This is a genomic window from Streptomyces sp. GD-15H (genome assembly GCF_045291515.1).
Classification (GTDB): domain Bacteria; phylum Actinomycetota; class Actinomycetes; order Streptomycetales; family Streptomycetaceae; genus Streptomyces.
The window spans coordinates 8,189,017-8,206,766 of the sequence record NZ_CP149447.1 but is presented as its reverse complement, the minus strand read 5'-3'; the positions used below and the strand labels follow the sequence as shown (position 1 = coordinate 8,206,766).

Below are 17,750 nucleotides of genomic sequence, written 5' to 3'. Positions count from 1 at the left end.
TCAACGGTATGCGCGCGATGGAACTCGGTACTCCCGACGACCTGCGGACCGAATTGAACTCTCTCGTCCTGGCCGGACGGAAGACTGCCACCACTGGTCTGCTGGCCGAGTACGTCGAGGAGACCGAGGGTCTGGAGTTCGTCGGTGAGCGGTTGGCCCTCCTGAACAACGACGGCGACTCCATCGCCACCATCGAGGTCACCGGGGTGGAGCTGACGTCCTTCATCGGGGTCACCTGGGAACATGCCGCCGCCGAGGGCGAGGGTGACGCCTCCCTCGACGAGTGGCGCGCCGGGCACCGCCGTTTCTGGGAGCGTGAGGGCACGCCGGTTCAGGATGACACGCCCGTCGTGTGCCTGGCCTTCCGCGTGGCCCCGACACGTTCAGGGCCGCCCACGGCTTGAGCGAGCCGGCGGTAGTACTCACTGGGCCGGGCCTCGAAATCCACCCACACAGACAGCCCGTCCGGACCGTTCACTCTCCGTCGGGCTTGCGGCCCAGCGGGCCGAACCCGCCAGCGACCGAATGGGCAGCCGTACGGCACCCGTTCCTGCCTGCTCCCGGCAATTCGGCGACACGCCGGACAGGGCCGACGTCGGCGGCCGACAGCACGGGCCATGTCCCGGGGCCCGGGCACCCCTCGGATTCCGGGCCCCCGGGGACGTGCTACTTGCTGACGGCGAAGCGCATCAGGGCATGCTCGTCACCCTGCTTGATCTTGCCCGTCTCATTGATCACTTCGAGCTTCCACGTGCCGCCGACCCGGATCGCCTTGGCCACGGCGCAGCCGTTGTCCTGGCTGAGCAGGCTCGGCCAGATGTCGGCGACCTGCTGGGAGCTGCCCCCGGTCGCGTCGTAGACCTTGAAGCTGATGTTGCGTGCCTTCTGGAGGGAACTGCCCTTCTTGAAGGCGGCGGCGACGAACACGATCGACGTGATGTGGGGCGGCATCCGGGCGAACTCGACGGTCACCGTCTCATCGTCGCCGTCCCCGTGCCCGGTCTGGTTGTCGCCGCTGTGCACCAGGGAGCCGTTGCCCATGGGGTCGAGCGAGTCCAGGCCGGCCAGGCGCACCGGGTCCCCGCCCTGCGCGGCGATGGCGATCAGGTCGAGGTCGGTGCCGGTCTTGCGGCGCAGCTTGCCCAGCACCCCGCCACTGCTGCCGGCGGTGGGGTCCCAGGAGACGCCGATGGACAGGTGGGTCACTCCGTCCAGGTCGGCCGGGCCGTCTTCCTTGGTGAGCGTGATCATGCCTGGGTCATCCTTTGTGAAGAGGGATTACAACACCAGAGTGTGCCTGGTGCCCTGGTGGTCCCGTATGGGGGGTCCCACAGACTCGGCGCCCGGTCCGAGCACACCGGCGGCGCGTGCCAGCGGAATGCCAGCGGGATGCCAGCGGGAGACATGCCGAACGGTGAGCGGAGGCCGCTGGAATGGTCCCGTAACCACACGGCGGAGGCAGCCGGCCACGGCGGTCCGCCCAGACCGCTCGGGAGACACCGTGAACAAGGACCTGAGCACCCTCGCGGACGAGATCCTCGAGCTCGAGGCCGAGACCTTCGAGATCTCCGACTACTCGGACGCCAGCGAGGTCGTGCTGGCCGGCTGCACCAGCACCAGCTCCACCTCGACCTCCAGCTCCACCTGCAGCACCACCTCCTGCTCCGCCTGATCTCAAGTCCGGCGAAGTAGTCGCCCGGTCGGCGCTCCCTCCCCTCAAGGGGTGGGCGCCTACCGGGCCTTCGTCATGCCCGCTCCGGCCGCGCCGCCAGGCGCCGGACGCCGGTGCGGCCGGGACGGGAGTGACCGCTGCAGACATCGTTTAGGCAAACCCCTACAAGCAAGACGCTTGCTTTGCCGGACGCGTCCGCCTCGGCCGACACCGACAGGGCCATCCACCAGTAACGATGTTGTTTTTAGCGGCATTTGACTGATCACCAGTGGCAGCGGTGCGTCCTTCGAGCTCTTCACGACCCCTCTTGACCGTCGGTCTACGCCAATAGGAACTCACCACTGCCACAAGGCCGATTGATGTCGTGCACACCGACTTCGCATGTGCTCATACCTGCCCTCGTCGGAGTGCGGGCAAGGGGTTCCCGTACAAGTCACCGCTCTTGACCAGGGCGGCCATGGCGACAGGAATCCGCTTCCCGAAGCGGGCCGTGACAAGCCGGTTCGGCAGATGTTCGAAAGTCAACGGGGAATATCGCGTTTTCAGTTGCTCGGCCCACTCAGCATCACCGATGGTTGCGAGGTGGCCGTCCTTCCGCCGGCCAAACCGACGTCGCTGCTGGCGGCGCTGTTGATCCGCCCCGGCGAGGTGGTCCCGACGCATCGTCTCCGGCAGGTCGTCTGGGGCGACGAGCAGCCGGCGACGGCGAAGGCGGCCCTGCAGAGTTGCGTCCTGCGGTTACGCCGCCTCTTCGCGAAGTTACGACATAGAGGAGCAGTCCGTGGTCGCGATCGCCGGGGGCTACCGTCTCCCGGCCGACGGCGACACCCTGGACCTGCTGCACTTCCGTGACCTGGTGGCCGATGCGGCCGGGGCGGGGGAGTCCGAACTCCCCTTGCTGCGCACGGCACTCGGCCTGTGGCAAGGGCCGCTTCTCGCCAATGTCCCCTCCGAGCTGCTGCACCGCGACGAGGTGCCCCGGCTGGTCGAGGAGCGCCTGCGCGTGCTGGAACGTGTCTGCGAGATCCAGTTGGCCCTGCGGATCGTCGCGGCCCGGCTGCTGACCCGGCCGAAGCTGCGCCTGGCGGACCACGCCGCGTGGTTGCGGCGGGACCTGCCCGCCCGGCTGGCGCTGCCCGACGACCCCCGGATGTCGGTGCCCCTGACCCTCGACGGTGCCCTGGACCGGCTGCTCGCCCCGGTGGCCGATGCGCACCTGGGCCTGGCGGGACTGGACGGGCAGATCACCGCACCGGCCGCGATCTGTGCCCTCTCCGTCCTCGAGACACACGCCGAGGAGTTGCTCGAGCGGCTCCTCGACACCGGGCTCCTCGACGAGGAACAACCCGGGACTCTCCGGCCTGCTGCTCGGGGTGATCGTCGGAAGCATCGCCGACACCCCGGAGTCGGTCGTCGGCATCGCCAACTTCCTGATGCTGCCCATGGCCTTCCTGTCCGGGTCGTTCTTCCCGCTGGACGCCATGCCGGACTGGCTGCAGAAGATCTCGCTGGTCATGCCGCTGCGCTATCTCAACGACGCGGTGTCGGCCGCCCTGATCGGCCGCGGCGACCTGTCCGACATCGGCGTGGGGTCTCTCGGGCTCGTCGCGTTCGCCGTCGTCTTCGGGGTGATCGCGGCGCGCACCTTCCGCTGGACGAAGACCTCTTGACCACCGCGACCCGCCCGCTTCCGCATCCGATGGAGCAGGCCCGCGGCACCCTCCAGGCGTTCCTGGACGGCCGCTTCGGCGCCGACGCCCCACGGGTCGTGCCGGTCGGCGCCGTCGGCGCGGGCGGCGGGGACGCCGGGGCCCGGGACCCGTGGGCCGCGGAGCGTCCGACGGCGCTGGTCCACGTCAGCGCCTCGGCGGTCCTGCTCGGCCCCTGGGGAGGCGACGGCGACGCTCCCGCCTGCGGCCGCTGCCTCGCCCTGCGGTGGCAGCGGCCGCCCAGCCGCAGTGAGCGCAACGCCCTGGAGACCAGCGACACCGACGGGCCCCGCCCGGCCGGCGCCTGGCCGCTGCTCACCGGTCACGTGCACGACACCGTGGCCGCGCTGTGCGAGGCCCTGCTGCACGGACCGCGCCCGGTGCCTCCCGCCGAGCACCCGGCGGACCGCGCCCTGCCCCAGGTGACCCGGCTGGACCTGACGAACCTGACGAACCTGACGGTCAGGACGTATCCGCTGCTCGCCGACCCGCTGTGCCCGGACTGCGGTCCACGCGCCCGGGCCCAGGCGGCGGACGAGGTGCGGTCGCTCACCCTCGCTCCGCGTCCCAAGCCGGATCCCGGCACCTACCGGCTGCGCTCGGCCTTCGCGTACCCGCTGCCCACGGATGCCCTGGCCAATCCGGTGTGCGGCGCCCTGGGCGCCGGGACCTGGACGGACGTCACCTCGTCCACCACCGCCCCGGTGGCCGGCAGCGCTTTCGTACGGGGGTACGCGGGGCTCCACGACGTCACCTGGAGCGGGCAGGAGAACTCCTTCGCCACCAGCCGCCGGCTCGCGTTCCTCGAGGGTCTGGAACGGTACGCGGGAACCCACCGGCGCGGCGGCTCGGCGCCGGTGATCGGCTCGTACGACGAACTGGGATCCGACGCGATCGACCCGGCGGTGTGCGGCCTGTACAGCCCGGAGACCTACCGGGGCGGCCCCTCGGTCGAGCCCTTCGATCCGGGTCGGCCCATTCCCTGGGAGTGGGGCTGGTCGCTGCGGGACGAGCGCGCCGTCCTGGTGCCGTCGCGGCTGGTCTACTACAGCATCCCGCTGGCCGACGACAACTTCGTCTTCGAGTGCTCCAACGGCTGCGCCATCGGCGGGTGCCTGGAGGAGGCCGTCCTGGGCGGCCTGCTCGAACTCGTCGAGCGAGACTCCTTCCTGAACGGCTGGTACGGCGCGGCCCGGCTGCCCCGCATCGACCTGGAAACGGTCGGCAGTCCCACGGCGGTCGCCATGGCCGAGCGGGCCGCCCTGCAGGGCTACGACGTCCACGTCCTCGACAACCGGATCGCCCTGGCGATCCCGGCCGTCACCGTGGTCGGCGTCCGCCGGAACGGGGCCCGGGCACCCTGTCCTTCGCGGCCGCGGCCTCACTGGACCCGAGGTCCGCGGTCGAGGGGCGCTCTCCGAAGTACTGAGCTACATCCCGCACCTGGCCCGGCAGACCGCCGAACGCCGCGGCGAGCTGGAGGCCATGGCCGACGACTTCTTCCTGGTACGTCACCTGAAGGACCACCCCCAGCTCTACGGACTGCCCCGCATGGCCGCGTACGCGCGTGACTACCTGAAGCCGTCCGAGGTCCGCCCCTTCGACGAGGTGTACCGGGACGGGGAGTGCCACGGCCGCCCCCGCACCGGCGACCTGCGGGACGACGTCGGCGTGGTCCGGGACGAACTGGTCCGGGCGGGCCATGACGTCATCGTCGTCGACCAGACCTCGCCCGAGCAGGAACGGATGGGGCTGCGGACGGTGAGCACGGTGGTGCCGGGGCTGCTGCCGATCGACTTCGGCTGGAACCGGCAGCGGGCTCTGCTGATGCCCCGGCTGCGTACCGCGCTGCGGCGCGGCGGGCACCGGGACCGCGACCTCACCGACGCGGAGATCCGCCGGGCCCCGCACCCCTTCCCGTGAGCCCGTCTCCCGGGCCTCCCCGCGCCGCGACGGAGGCCCGGCCGTTCCCCGAAGCACGTCCATGACCTCACCCCCCACGCCCCCCACGCCCCGGGACCGGCCGGTGCCGGGCCCGGGGCCCCGCCCGCACCCGATCACGGCTCGCTGCCGCCAGGCGCCGAGCAGCTCCTCACCCGCGCCGGTGAGGCGCTGCGGCCCGCCCTCACGCTTTACCTGGACCTGCACGCGCATCCGGAGGTGCCCGGAGAGGAAGCCCGCACCGCGGACCACTTCGGCCGGCGCCTCGCGGCGGCCGGCTGCGAGCTCACCCACCAGGTGGGCGGCCACGGCGTCGTCGGGGTGCTCCGCAACGGGGACGGACCCCGGGTCTGGCTGCGGGCGGAGCTGGACGCGCTCCCGGTACGCGAGCGGACCGGGCTGCCGTACGCCAGCCGCGCCGACGCCATGCACGCGTGCGGCCACGACCTGCACCTGGCCGCGGCGGCCGGTGCCGTGGACCTGCTCGCCCGTCCGTCCGACCGATGGCGGGGCACCCTGCTGGTGGTGGGACAGCCGGCCGAGGAGACGCTGGCCGGGGCCGAGGCCATGCTGCGCGACGGCCTGTACGAACGGTTCGGCAGACCCGATGTCGTCCTCGCCCAGCATGCCGCGCCGATGCCCTCCGGCACCGTCACGCACGCGGCGGAGCAGACACCGATGGCGGCGGCCGGCGCGGTGCTCGACGTGGTGCTGCACGGACGGGGCGGGCACGTCGCCACCCCGCACCTGGCGGTGGATCCGGTCGTCATGGCGGCAGCCGTCGTCACCCGGCTCCAGAGCGTCGTCGCCCGCGAGACCGCACCCGCCGACCAGGTGACGCTGACCGTGGGGACCGTGCGGGCCGGAACGGCCGCCAACGTCATACCGGACCACGCCGTGCTCGGCATCGCGGTCCGCGCGGCCGGCGAGGCGTCCCTGGACCGGGCGCTGTCCACGGTGCGCCGCATCGTGCACGCCGAGAGCGCCGCGGCGGGCGCTCCCCGGGAACCCGAGGTGACCGTCGCCTCCCGCTCGGCGGCCCTGCGGTGCGATCCGCACACCACCGGGTCGGTACGGCGCGCCCATGCGGGGCTCCTGGGGCCCGCGCGGGTGCTGCCCTGGCCGGGGTCGATGGCCACGGAGGACTTCCCCCTGTTCGGGGACGCCGGAGCCGCGATCCACGGGGAGCGCGGAATCCCGCTGGTCTACTGGATGCTGGGCGTGGCGGACCCGGACGCATGGCGCCGGACGACGACCGACGGCCCGGACGCCGCACCACCGCCGGCCCCGAACCACTCCCCGCACTTCGCCCCTCACATCGGCAGCGCCCTGCGCCCGGCGATCGCCGCGCTGACGGTCGCGGCACTCGACCGGTTCGCCGCCACGTGAAGGCCCGACCGCGCGCCCGGCCCCGGAGATCCGTTGTGGCTCAACGCGCGGCGGTCTCCGGCCGGGGGGCGGTGGGCTCCAGTCGGACGATGACGGCCTTCGACGCCGGCTGGTTGCTGACCTCGGCGACGCTGTCGAGCGGCACCAGGACCTGGGTCTCCGGGTAGTACGCGGCGGCACAGCCCCGTGCGCTCGGGTACGGAACCACCTTGAAGTCCTCGGCGCGGCGCTCGGTGTCGTCCGTCCACACGCCGACCAGGTCCACCCGCTGTCCCTCGGTCAGGCCGAGTTCCGCCAGGTCGCGCGGGTTGACGAGGACCACCCGGCGGCTTCCGTGGATGCCCCGGTAGCGGTCGTCGGTGGTGTAGGGAACGGTGTTCCACTGGTCGTGCGAGCGCAGGGTCTGCAGCAGCAGGTGTCCCTCGGGGGCGCCCGGCGCCTCCCCGGTGTTGCGGGTGAACAGGGCCTTGCCGGAAGCGGTGCGGAACACGCCCTCGTTGACCGGGTTCGGCAGCTGGATGCCGCCGGGGCGGGCCACGCGCCGGTTGAAGTCGTGCAGTCCCGGCACGACGCGGGAGATCCGGTCGCGGATGGTCCCGTAGTCCGCCTCGAACTGCTCCCAGGGGACGTCGACGCGGTCGCCGAGGGTGCGGCGGGCAAGCCGGCACAGGATGGCGACCTCGCTGAGCAGCAGGGGCAGGCCGGCCTCAGGCGGCCGCGGGAGGTGTGCACCTCGCTCATCGAGTTCTCGACGGTGACGAACTGGTCCCCGTAGGCCTGGAGGTCCCGTTCGGTACGGCCGAGGGTCGGCAGGATCAGCGCGGTGTCGCCGCACACGGTGTGCGACCTGTTGAGCTTGGTCGAGATGTGGGCGGTCAGCCGGCACCTGCGCACGGCGTCCTCGGTGACCGCGCTGTCCGGGGCGGCCCGGACGAAGTTTCCGGCCAGGCCGAGGAAGACCTTGATGCGGCCCTCGCGCATCGCCCTGATCGAGTTCACGGAGTCCAGTCCGTGGGCGCGCGGCGGGTCGAAGCCGAACTCCTGCTGGAGCGCGTCGAGGAACGAGTCCGGCATCTGCTCCCAGATGCCCACGGTGCGGTCGCCCTGCACATTGCTGTGCCCCCGGACCGGGCAGGCGCCGGTGCCCGACCTGCCCAGGTTTCCGCGCAGCATCAGGAAGTTCACGAACTCGCGGATGGTGGGGACGGCGTGCTTGTGCTGGGTGATGCCCATGGCCCAGCAGACGATGACGCGCCGGCTGCGCAGCACCTCGTCCCGGACCTGCTCGATCTCCTCGCGCATCAGACCGGTCGCGGCGGCGACGTCCTGCCAGTCGACGGTGCGCACGTGTGCGGCGAACTCGTCGAAGCCGGTGGTGTGGGCGCGGATGAAGTCGTGGTCCAGCACCTGCCCCGGCCGGGCGTCCTCGGCCTCCAGCAGCAGCCGGTTCAGACCTTGGAACAAAGCCATGTCGCCGCCGAGGCGAATGTGCAGGAAACGGTCGGCGATCTGGGTTCCGGGGCCGATGACCCCGCGCGCTTTCTGCGGGTTCTTGAACCGCCTCAGTCCGGTTTCCGGCAGCGGGTTCACCGCGATGATGCGGGCACCGTTGCGTTTGGCCTCCTCCAGTGCGGACAGCATGCGCGGGTGGTTGCTGCCGGGATTCTGGCCCACCAGGAAGATCAGGTCGGTGTGGTGGAGGTCGTGTAGGCTGACCGTTCCCTTGCCCGTGCCCAGCGTCTCGTGCAGGGCGAAGCCGCTGGACTCGTGGCACAGGTTGCTGCAGTCGGGCAGGTTGTTGGTGCCGAACGCCCGGGCGAAGAGCTGCAGGACGAAGGCGGCCTCGTTGCCGGCTCGGCCCGAGGTGTAGAAGACGGCCTCGTCGGGGGAGTCGAGCGCGGTCAGCTCGTCGGCGAGCAGGCCGAGGGCGTCATGCCAGCTGATCGGCTCGTAGGTGTCGGATCCCGGCCGTTTGACCATCGGTTCGGTGAGCCGGCCCTGCTGGTTGAGCCACATGTCGGAGCGCCTGCCCAGCTCGGAGACCGGGTGGGTGCGGAAGAAGTCGGCGGTGATCCGCCGCCCCGTCGCCTCGTCGGTGATGTGTTTGGCACCGTTCTCGCAGTACTCGTTGCGGTGCCGTTTCCCCGGGCGGGGTCGGCCCAGGCGCAGCCGGGGCAGTCGATGCCGTCGACCTGGTTCATGGTCAGCAGCGTCTCGCCGACACGCCGGGGGACGTCTGCTCCAGGGAGTACTCCAGGGCGTGCCTCACCGCGGGGACTCCCGCGGCCCACCTCTGGGGCGGGGTCGTGGTGAGCGCGTCCTTCGGTTCTTCGCCGGGGGGCTTCTTCATCGGGTCGCCTCTCACGTGGACTGTTCCCGCCCGTGGATTCGGTGGAGTCGGTGGATTCAGCCGACGGGCCAGCAGGGCACCCGGCTTCGGGGCGGTTTCGGTTCCATGGGCTGCACACGTCCGTTGCGGATGGTCCCGCGCCAGGCTCCGCTCGCCTCCCCCACCCCCTCGATGTACGTCTTGAAGTGCCGAAGCCCGGACCGCACCACACGGCGGGTCACCCCGGGGACGGCGGCGAGCACACCGGCGGCGCCGTGCGCCTCGGCCCGCACCCGCACGGTGATCTCCGTCGTGCCCGCCGCGGTGCTCCGGAACGACACCTCGCCGCGGTGGGAGGGCCGGCGCTCGAAACTCCGCCAGGCCAGATGCGAGTCGGGCACCTGCTCCACGATCTCGATCCCGACCTCACGGCGCACTGGTCCGGCACCGACGACCCACCGGGTGGCGGCCGGCCTGATCTGGTCGACCCGCTGCACCCCGGTCATGAACCGGGGAAAGCTCTTGAACTGCGTCCATGCGTCGTACGCGGTACGCACCGGGACCGCGACCTCGATCGTTTCCTCGACGGTGTGCATGACCCACCCATCTCCAGACGCCGTTCCCTCCCAGTCTCACCGCGCCTCCGACAGTCCGCCACACGGCTTGCTCCGCGGCGGGGTGCGGCGGTCGGCACGAGAGACGAGGCCGACCGGTCCGCATGTGAAGCGGTCCGGCGGAAGCCCCTCGGCGTGAGTCCGTTTCCCGCTATTGACCAACCCTCCCGCCGCTCAGGGCGTGAAGGAGTGATACGGCTTCCCGAGGGCTCAGCAACTCATGGAAGCGCTCGTTCCGGAAGGTTCGCAGGCATGCGTAGCAGCTGCTTTCCGGGCCGCGCTCAGTAGGGGTTGACCCTGCCGAAGAGCGGGAGCGACGGCATTCCCTCGGTTCGTGCATGCAGCGTGCCGTCGATGTCGTCCCGGCGCGTGGCGCACCTTCCAGCAGCGCGTGGAGGCCGGAGCGCAGGGTTTTCCTCAGCGGATGAGGGTGTCCCGCGCCCCGGGATCCGGCACGCGCGTGCGGGCGGCCCCGACCGCACCAGTCGTGGCTCTCGTACCCGGCGCCGCCCGGCCCCTCCGAGACGACGACCGTCTCGCCCCGGGCTCGTACTCGTGGGACGGCGATGCTGATATCGCGTGTGAGTTTGAGCCGGCAAAGCCGTCACTCATGCGATGTGACCGAATATCCAAGGGTTCCACACATCATGGGGCTTTCCGATACGGAGGTCGGTCGGGCCTGATGTAATCGGCGGCGGACGATCGAGGATCGAGGGGGCCATCATGCAGGCCAAGGAAACGTTGTTCGCCGATCTCGTGCAGGGCCGGGCCCAGCAGTTCCAGGTGCCTCTCTACCAACGGACTTACTCCTGGACCGAGAAGCACCTCAAGCAGTTGTGGAGCGACATCCTGGAACAGGCCGAGCTGCTCGAGTCGGAGGAGGGCAAGGCGAGCAGCACGCACTTCCTCGGTTCGGTCGTGCTCGCGCCGTCACCGCAGAACGAGGTGACCTTCCCCCGCTGGCTCGTCGTCGACGGCCAGCAGCGGCTGACCACGCTGTCCCTGGCCCTGGCCGCCATCCGCGATCATGTCGCGGCCACCCAGCCGGACGAGGCCGAGCGCATCGGCGAGGAATACCTGATCAACAAGCGGAAGAGCGGCAACGACCACCTCCGTCTGCTGCCGACACAGGCGGACCGGTCGCAGTTCGCCGCCCACATCCGCGGCTCCCTCACCGATCAGGACACTGGCAGCGGTGTCGCCACGGCCTATGCCTTCTTCCGCAAGAAGCTCGTCGAGGCGGACGACCCGGCGGCTCCGCAGGACGTGTTCCGCATCGAGCAGGCGATCACCTCCCGGCTCACGCTGGTGGCGGTGACCGCCGAGCGCGGTGACAACGTGCACCGCATCTTCGAGTCGCTCAACAACACCGGCCTCAAGCTGAGCCAGGCCGACCTGCTGCGCAACTACCTCTTCATGCGGCTTCCGATGCGCGGCGAGCACGTCTACGAGACCCACTGGCTCCCCCTGCAGGACAGTCTGAGCAACGACGAGCTGGAACAGCTCATGTGGCTGCAACTGGTGCTCGACGGGGACGACCGGGTCCGCCGCCAGGACCTGTACTCGGCCCAGCAAAAGCGCTTCGAGGAAAGAAGGGCGGGCGAGGCGGAGATCGAGGAGTACATCAGGGACCTGCACCGTCACAGCGCCCTCTTCCGCCGACTGCTGCACCCCGAGGAGGAACCCGATCCTACGGTCCAGGCCGCGCTCCGCCGCCTGGACGCGTGGCAGGCCGCCGTCACCTACCCCGCCCTGATGCTGCTGTTCGACCGGCGCGAGCGCGGAGAACTGGACTCCTCCGAGACCGCCCGCGCTCTGGCGTACATCGAGAGCTTCCTCGTCCGTCGGATGATCTGCCGGGTCCCGGTCAACAACCTCAACCGGATCTTCCAGGCCGTGCCTGGACAGCTCCCGCTCGACGTGCCCGTCACCGAGGGACTGCACCGGCTCCTCTCCTCCGAGAACCGCTTCTGGCCCGACGACGCCGAACTGCACGACAAGATCAGGACGGCGCCGTTCTACCAGTACGGCCGGTGGCAGCAGCGCAGACTGGTGCTGCAACGGCTGGAGGAGAGCTACGGGCATCCCGAACCGGTCGACTTCGCCGCCGCGCAGCTCACCGTCGAACACGTCATGCCGCAGTCGCCCGGCGACGAGTGGCTGCGCGCGCTGAGCGAGGAAGCCGCCGACGACGAGACCGCGGAGGAACTGCACGCCCGGCTCCAGCACACCCTCGGCAACCTCACACTCACCGCGGTCAACTCAGAGCTGTCCAACCACCCCTTCGAGCGCAAACAGGACCTGCTGCGGGGCAGCCACCTGGAGATGAACCGCCGCATCGCCGCCACCGAGCGCTGGGGCGTGCGCGAGATACTGGCCCGCGCCGACGAACTCGCCGACCGCGCCATCGCGTTGTGGCCGGCCCCGTTGCGGGGAGTCGGCCGCGCGGAACGCAACCGCGACTGGCAGCTCGCCCACCAGGTCCTCGCCGCTCTCCCCCACGGCACCTGGACCTCGTACGGCGACCTCGCCGCGTTCCTCGGCTCCGGTGCCCAGGCCGTGGGCAACCACCTGGCCAACACCCCCGGGGTGGCCAACGCGTACCGTGTCCTCACCTCCGAGGGCAAGGTCTCCGACGGCTTCCGGTGGGCGACGCCCCAGGACGCGGGAAGCGACGACGTCCGCGCCCGGCTGGCCGCCGACGGCGTCCGTTTCACGGCCACCGGAGCCGCCGACCCGGCCCAGCGGCTCACCGCCGACGACCTCGCCGTGCTGCTCGCCGGCACGGACGACGACCGGGCGGACGGCGAGGACACCGCGCAGGACGGAACCGCGGAAGCACCGGGTGCGGAGACCCGCGCCGAACGGTTCTTCCGCCAGCTCGCCGCGGACGACTCCCCCGAGACGGTCGAAGCGGTCCGCGCGCTCTTCGCCCACTGGGAGGGGCTCGGCGGCTGGATCGGCCACGGCGCGGGACACGTCACCACGAGCGCGTACCTCATGCTCGGCGAGGCCGGCGGCCCCGGTCGCGGCATCTGGCCGATGACGCTCTACCCCGGTGCAGGACGCGGCGGCACGGCGGAGGTGGTGTTCCAGTACATGGCTGCGCGGGAGCCGTTCACCGACCGCGCGCTGCGCGCCGAGCTCCTCACGCGCCTCAACGCCCTGGACGGTGTCGACCTCCCGGAGGGGAAGCTGGAGCTGCGCCCCAACATCCGGCTGTCCCTGCTGGAGAAGGAGTGCAACCGGGAGTTGCTCACCGAGACGCTGACGTGGTTCCGGGACCGCTGGGAGAGTCGGGGCTCGTCCTGAGGGCCGCCCGCCGGGCGCACTCCGCCCACACCGTCTTGCCGCCCGGCGAGCACGGCTCGCAGCCCCAGGCGTCCGCGAGCGAGGCGACGAGGAGCAGGCCCCGTCCGGACTCGCCGTCGGTATCGGCGGCCGAGGTCGGCACGGGCTGACGTTCGCCTCGCGCGTCGGTGACCTCGATCCGCAGGGTGGCGGGGGTCAGGGTGAGGGCGAGGCGCGCGTTCCTGCCTCTCACCCGGCCGTGCAGGGCCGCGTTCGCGGTCAGTTCGGCGATGAGGAGACAGGCGGCGGCCGCGCTGTCGTCGTCGACGGCCTCCGGCCCGCCCTGTTGTGCAGCCAACCAGCGCTCGGCGGCGTAGCGCGCGGTGTGCGCGGTGGTGGGGAACAAGGTGCGGATGTGGACTGTGCCGACGATCGGTTCACCAGGTGCGGTGACGGTTTCCTGATTCACATCACCGAGGGTGACCGAGCCGTCCTACTGTGTGGAGCATTCCGGGCGGTACGCAGGGCGACTGTCCCGGCACGGAAGGTGTGCTGTACGGACGTACGGCCGTGCCTCGGCCGGGCTTTCACCGGTTCGTCCCCGGTACAAGGAACAGGATGGTGGTACGGCATGACAGCACAGCCGGGTACGGGGGTTCCCACGAACGGCGAGGCGGACGGCACGGACGAGGTCGTGGACCTGTTCCGGGCCCTCGGCCGCCAGATCAAGGTCGCCCGGGAACGGGCCGGACTGAGCCAGAAGGAATTGGGCGACCGGATCGGGTACGGCGAGGAGACGATCTCCTCGGTCGAGCGGGCACGACGCACACCTCAACCCGAACTGCTGGTCGCCGTGGACCGGTTGCTGGAGTGCGGGGGCCTGCTGGCGTCCGCGGCGGAGGATGTGGAGCGGGCGAAGACCCGGCGAAGGATGCGGCATCCGGAGTGGTTCCGGGATTATGCGCGGCTTGAGGCGGAAGCGGTCGAGCTGCACGACTACAGCTCGCTCGCAGTCCCCGGGCTCCTGCAAACTGAGGCTCACGCACGTGTGGTGTTCGGTACTCGCCAGCCCTTGCTGGACGAGACGACCATCGAACAGCGCGTAGCCGCACGATTGGACCGCCAACAGATCTTCGACCGCTGGCCTCCGCCGTTCACGACCTTCATCCTCGAGGAATCCGTGTTGCGTCGCCCGCTGGGCGGGTGGGACGTTCATCGGAAACAACTCGAAGCGCTGCTGAAGTTCGGCAGGCTACGCAGTGTGGAGCTCCAGGTGCTGCCGATGGAACGCAAGGAGCACCCCAGTCTGGGCGGGCCGTTCATCCTGCTCACTCCGAAGGGCAAAACCCAGGTGGCATACCTGGAAGTCCAGCACATCAGCCGCCTGATCACAGATCCGGACGAGGTACGTATTCTTGCCGCACGCTACGGCAGCATCAGGGCACAGGCGCTCACGCCAGAAAAGTCACTGACCTCGATCGAGAAAATGCTGGGAGACCGATGAACACCGAACAGCCCGCACGGCTGGACTGGTTCAAGAGCAGCTACAGCAGCGGCGAAGGAGGGGCGTGCGTCGAAGTCGCCCCTGACGCGACCGCCATACACGTACGGGACTCCAAGGAGCACGACGGACCTCGGCTCGCGTTCGCGCGGAGCGCGTGGTCCGGGTTCGTCGCAGGCCTGGAGCGGGACCGGATCTGACCTGCCGCGCCCGAGGCCGTGGCACTCAGGCTTCCTGGCACGGCCTCGGGGGCGCGCTCGAAGTGAGGCCGGATTCACTGGTACCGAGGCACCCGGGGCTTGACAGTCCCAGGCCGAACCTGCTGCCCCGCTCACCAGGGCGCTGGAGGCCATCGGGAGCGGCGCGTACGTCGTGGACGAGCAGGCCGCGTGATCGCGGTCAACACCCACACCGAACAGTTTCCGGCCTTCCTGCTGAGGATCTTCTCGGTCGCGGCGCGCACGACCTGCTGCACCGGGACGCCCATGGCCGACTTCGCCAAGGTCTCAATGCACTCGGCACGCTCGTTCTCTTCCATGCCCGGCACCCGCTGGAAATCGACCCTCAGCCGGAGGCGGCGGCCGGGACGCTGCCGGAACCTCGAACGGCCGGGATCAGCGTACGCGGCGACTCTCGAAGACCTTCGTGACAATCGCCGCAGCGGGCTCGCCGCCCGGCCGTCAGATCGAACGAGATTCCTGGGAAGCCGACGGCACCGGCGGCACAGTGGCGTCCCTCGCCTCCGACCGCTTCGCCGGCACGCTGATCGGAACTCCGGCCGCCTTGGCCGTCACGTGGGGCACGCGCTGGTTCTTCCCACGCCGCCTCGTGCGCGCACCGCCCTCCTGCACGGCTGCGCTTGTTGCCACCCGACCTTCGCGGGGACCGCTAGCTCGGCCGGCTGGTCCGGCGCGCCGCGCGTGCGGTGTGGTCACGGGAACGGCAGGGTCTGCGCGAGGACGGTGACCACGATCAGCACCACGGGGAAGCAGGCGAGGAACATCGCGAACGTGTATCCCATGATGTCCCGGGCCTTGAGGCCCAGCACCGCCAGCGTCGGAAGCATCCAGAACGGCTGCAGCAGGTTCGCCGACGCCTCACCGAGGTCGTAGACGACCACCATCCACCCCTGGTTGACGTGCAGCTGGTTCGCCGCCTCCATCACGTAGGGAGCCTCGATGACCCACTTGCTGCCGCCGCTGGGGACGAAGACGCCCAGTACCGCCGAGTAGACCGCGATGAGCGGCGGGAAGAGCAGTTCGTTGGAGACGCTCACCATCCAGCCGGCGATCTGCTTGGACAGGCCGGTGAATGCGATCATGCCGAAGATGCCGCCGTAGAAGGGGAACTGCAGCAGGACCCCGGATGCCGCGGGGGCACCCCGCCGAACCGCCTCGACCATGCGGATCGGGCGCCAGTGGAGGCAGAGCGCCAGCAGGATCAGGACGAGGTTGACCGTGTTGAGGTCGATCGCCGCAACCGGGTTCCCCTCGGCGCTCGTGAAGTGGCGCACCAGGTACCACAGACCCAGGATCCCGACCAGGACGGTGAGCAGCGGGCTGCGCTCCAGCCAGTCGCCGGGACGCGACCCGGTGGAGCCGGAGGCCGCGGCCTCCTTCCCGTCCTTCTCCGCCAGAAGCGGACGCAGCTCGATCCCCATCTCCTGGGCGGTCTTGGCGCGGGCGGGCGAGGGGGCGAGGAACCAGGCCATGACGACCGCCACCACGAAGACGACGAAGGTCGCCAGCACGCTCTGCCAGGTGAAGATCGTTTCGGTGAGCGGGATGATCCCCTCACCGTCCCGCCCCTCGGCGATGATCTCCTGCACGGCTTCCGGGCTGGAGGCCGGGCTGGCCACCTGCAGCGCCGCGGAACCCGACAGCCCCTGGGCCCACACCGTACCGAGTCCGAGGAACGCCATGGCGCCGAGCGCCCGGTAGTCGACGCCGCGGACGACGCGGGCGATCTCCTTCGCCAGGATGGCGGTGAAGATCAGGCTGAACGCCCAGTTGAGATAGGAGCTGATCATCGCCACCGCGGCGGTGAACGCGATCGCCGCGCGCGGCGACTTGGGGATCTGCGCCATGCGGGCGATCAGCCGGGCGACCGGAGCGGACACGGCGACCGCGTATCCGCCGATGATGATCATCGCCATCTGCAGGGTGAACTGGATCAGCGACCAGAAGCCCTCACCCCACGCGTCCACGAGGGTGGTGGGGCTCTCCCCCGTCGCGAGCCCCAGAGCGAAGATCAGGAACGTGCCGACGAGGACGAACCCGAAGGCGTCCGGAAGCCACCGCTCGGTGAAGGCGGTGAACCGCAACGCAACCCGCGCCAGCCAGGTGTCACCTTCAAGCACCTCGGCGTCCCGCTCGGTGTGGACGTCCCCGACCATGGTTCATCTCGCTTCCTCTTCGGACGGCTGTTCACCATGCGTGCGAACAGCGTCGTCTGACAGTTGATCCGTGACTCGGGCGGAGATCTTCGCGGGTGGGAAGCCGAAAGGGAAGGGGTACCCGCGATTCGTTGCACCAAGATCACACAACGGGAAGGAACACGACGGAAAGGTGGCGACGCAGGCCACTTCGCCGACCGGTTTCATGGGCCTGATCGACATGGCAACCCGAGGAGACATCATGTAGGTGCCTCACCGCGCGGGCGGTGCCGGTGCACCCACGAACGCCGTAGCCCTCACGTGACTGGCGCGAGGGAGACGACCCGGCTCGCTCCGGCGCAAGGAGTGGCAACGGTGTCCCCCGGTGATCTCCTTGGCCATCGGTGTACGGGGCACCTCCCGCATGCTCATCTCGATGACGGCCCCGCCCTCCCGAGCGTCGGTGTCCTCCCAGGGGGACGATCCGGTCGGCGAACTCCACGAGGGTCACCTTGACGCCGTAGTTGTGCAGCACGTAGGCGAACTCGACGCCGAGGGCGCCGGCGCCCGCGATGACGATGCTCTCCGGCAGTTCCTCGGCGAGGATTTGCTCCTCGTACGTGACGACGCGGTCGCTCAGCTCCGTACCGGGCAGCAGCCGGATGGTGGCGCCGGTGGCAATCACGCAGTGGTCGAAGGTGAGCGTCTCGGTGCGGCCGTCGCCGAGGACGACTCGCAGGATGTTCACGTCGGTAAGGTGCCCCGCCCGTCGTACTCGGTGATGCCGTTCTTGCGCATCAGGTAGTGGACGCCGGACACACGCCCGTCGGCGACCTTGCGGCTGCGCTTGTACGCGGCGCCGTACTCGAAGGTGACGGTGCCCTCGGCCCGGACCGCGTGCGCGGTCCGGGCCGGCCGGGTCGTGTCGTG

10 protein-coding genes and 5 pseudogenes are annotated in these 17,750 nt (G+C 70.4%); 9 read left to right on the top strand and 6 right to left on the bottom strand.

The window, feature by feature from the left end:
- Positions 1-17 precede the first annotated feature (17 nt).
- Positions 18-404 (top strand): ASCH domain-containing protein, encoded by a 387-nt coding sequence (locus WJ438_RS38905; protein WP_406729305.1) that lies wholly within the window; start codon positions 18-20, stop codon positions 402-404.
- Between the two features lie 262 nt (positions 405-666).
- Here the strand turns inward: WJ438_RS38905 and WJ438_RS38900 are convergent, their stop codons facing one another.
- On the bottom strand, positions 667-1,251 hold the full coding sequence (locus WJ438_RS38900) for a TerD family protein (protein WP_406729304.1): 585 nt from the start codon (positions 1,249-1,251) through the stop codon (positions 667-669).
- Between the two features lie 250 nt (positions 1,252-1,501).
- Here WJ438_RS38900 and WJ438_RS38895 point away from each other — a divergent pair, with 250 nt between their 5' ends.
- The 5 genes and pseudogenes from WJ438_RS38895 (at position 1,502) to WJ438_RS38875 (ending at position 6,711) form a co-directional block, all read left to right on the top strand.
- Positions 1,502-1,672 carry a thiazolylpeptide-type bacteriocin gene (locus tag WJ438_RS38895; RefSeq protein WP_031128743.1) on the top strand — a complete coding sequence of 57 codons (171 nt, stop codon included), beginning with the start codon at positions 1,502-1,504 and terminating at the stop codon, positions 1,670-1,672.
- Between the two features lie 510 nt (positions 1,673-2,182).
- A pseudogene (locus WJ438_RS38890) lies at positions 2,183-2,711 on the top strand (BTAD domain-containing putative transcriptional regulator); the annotation flags it as partial.
- Positions 2,712-3,033: 322 nt separating this feature from the next.
- Positions 3,034-3,342, top strand: a pseudogene (locus WJ438_RS38885) (ABC transporter permease); the annotation flags it as partial.
- A gap of 29 nt (positions 3,343-3,371) precedes the next feature.
- Positions 3,372-5,304: pseudogene (locus WJ438_RS38880) on the top strand (TOMM precursor leader peptide-binding protein).
- A gap of 144 nt (positions 5,305-5,448) precedes the next feature.
- Entirely contained in the window at positions 5,449-6,711 is a 1,263-nt protein-coding gene (locus tag WJ438_RS38875) for an amidohydrolase (protein ID WP_406729944.1), read from the top strand.
- A 40-nt stretch (positions 6,712-6,751) separates the two neighbouring features.
- Here WJ438_RS38875 and WJ438_RS38870 read toward each other — a convergent pair.
- Both WJ438_RS38870 and WJ438_RS38865 read right to left on the bottom strand, forming a co-directional pair.
- Positions 6,752-9,061 (bottom strand): annotated as a pseudogene (locus tag WJ438_RS38870) (FdhF/YdeP family oxidoreductase).
- Positions 9,062-9,117: 56 nt separating this feature from the next.
- A complete protein-coding gene (locus WJ438_RS38865; protein WP_406729303.1) occupies positions 9,118-9,636 on the bottom strand; it encodes an SRPBCC family protein in 519 nt (172 codons plus the stop codon).
- Positions 9,637-10,377: 741 nt separating this feature from the next.
- Between WJ438_RS38865 and WJ438_RS38860 the strand changes: the two genes are divergently transcribed.
- Positions 10,378-12,966, top strand: a complete 2,589-nt coding sequence (locus WJ438_RS38860) for a DUF262 domain-containing protein (RefSeq protein WP_406729302.1) — start codon at positions 10,378-10,380, stop codon at positions 12,964-12,966.
- Here WJ438_RS38860 and WJ438_RS38855 read toward each other — a convergent pair.
- Positions 12,911-13,414, bottom strand: coding sequence for an ATP-binding protein (locus tag WJ438_RS38855; protein ID WP_406729301.1), 504 nt, complete (start codon positions 13,412-13,414; stop codon positions 12,911-12,913). The genes WJ438_RS38860 and WJ438_RS38855 overlap by 56 nt on opposite strands.
- A gap of 162 nt (positions 13,415-13,576) precedes the next feature.
- On the opposite strand from WJ438_RS38855, the gene WJ438_RS38850 reads away from it, so the two are divergent.
- Together WJ438_RS38850 and WJ438_RS38845 are read left to right on the top strand one after the other, a co-directional pair.
- Positions 13,577-14,449 (top strand): Scr1 family TA system antitoxin-like transcriptional regulator, encoded by an 873-nt coding sequence (locus WJ438_RS38850; RefSeq protein WP_406729300.1) that lies wholly within the window; start codon positions 13,577-13,579, stop codon positions 14,447-14,449.
- Complete coding sequence (locus tag WJ438_RS38845; protein WP_406729299.1) at positions 14,446-14,646, top strand: DUF397 domain-containing protein; 201 nt, start codon at positions 14,446-14,448, stop codon at positions 14,644-14,646. The genes WJ438_RS38850 and WJ438_RS38845 overlap by 4 nt, the downstream gene beginning before the upstream one ends.
- A 731-nt stretch (positions 14,647-15,377) precedes the next feature.
- Here the strand turns inward: WJ438_RS38845 and WJ438_RS38840 are convergent.
- Both WJ438_RS38840 and WJ438_RS38835 read right to left on the bottom strand, forming a co-directional pair.
- Positions 15,378-16,841, bottom strand: coding sequence for a short-chain fatty acid transporter (locus WJ438_RS38840; protein WP_406729298.1), 1,464 nt, complete (start codon positions 16,839-16,841; stop codon positions 15,378-15,380).
- 451 nt (positions 16,842-17,292) lie between these two features.
- Positions 17,293-17,750: pseudogene (locus tag WJ438_RS38835) on the bottom strand (FAD-dependent oxidoreductase); the annotation flags it as partial.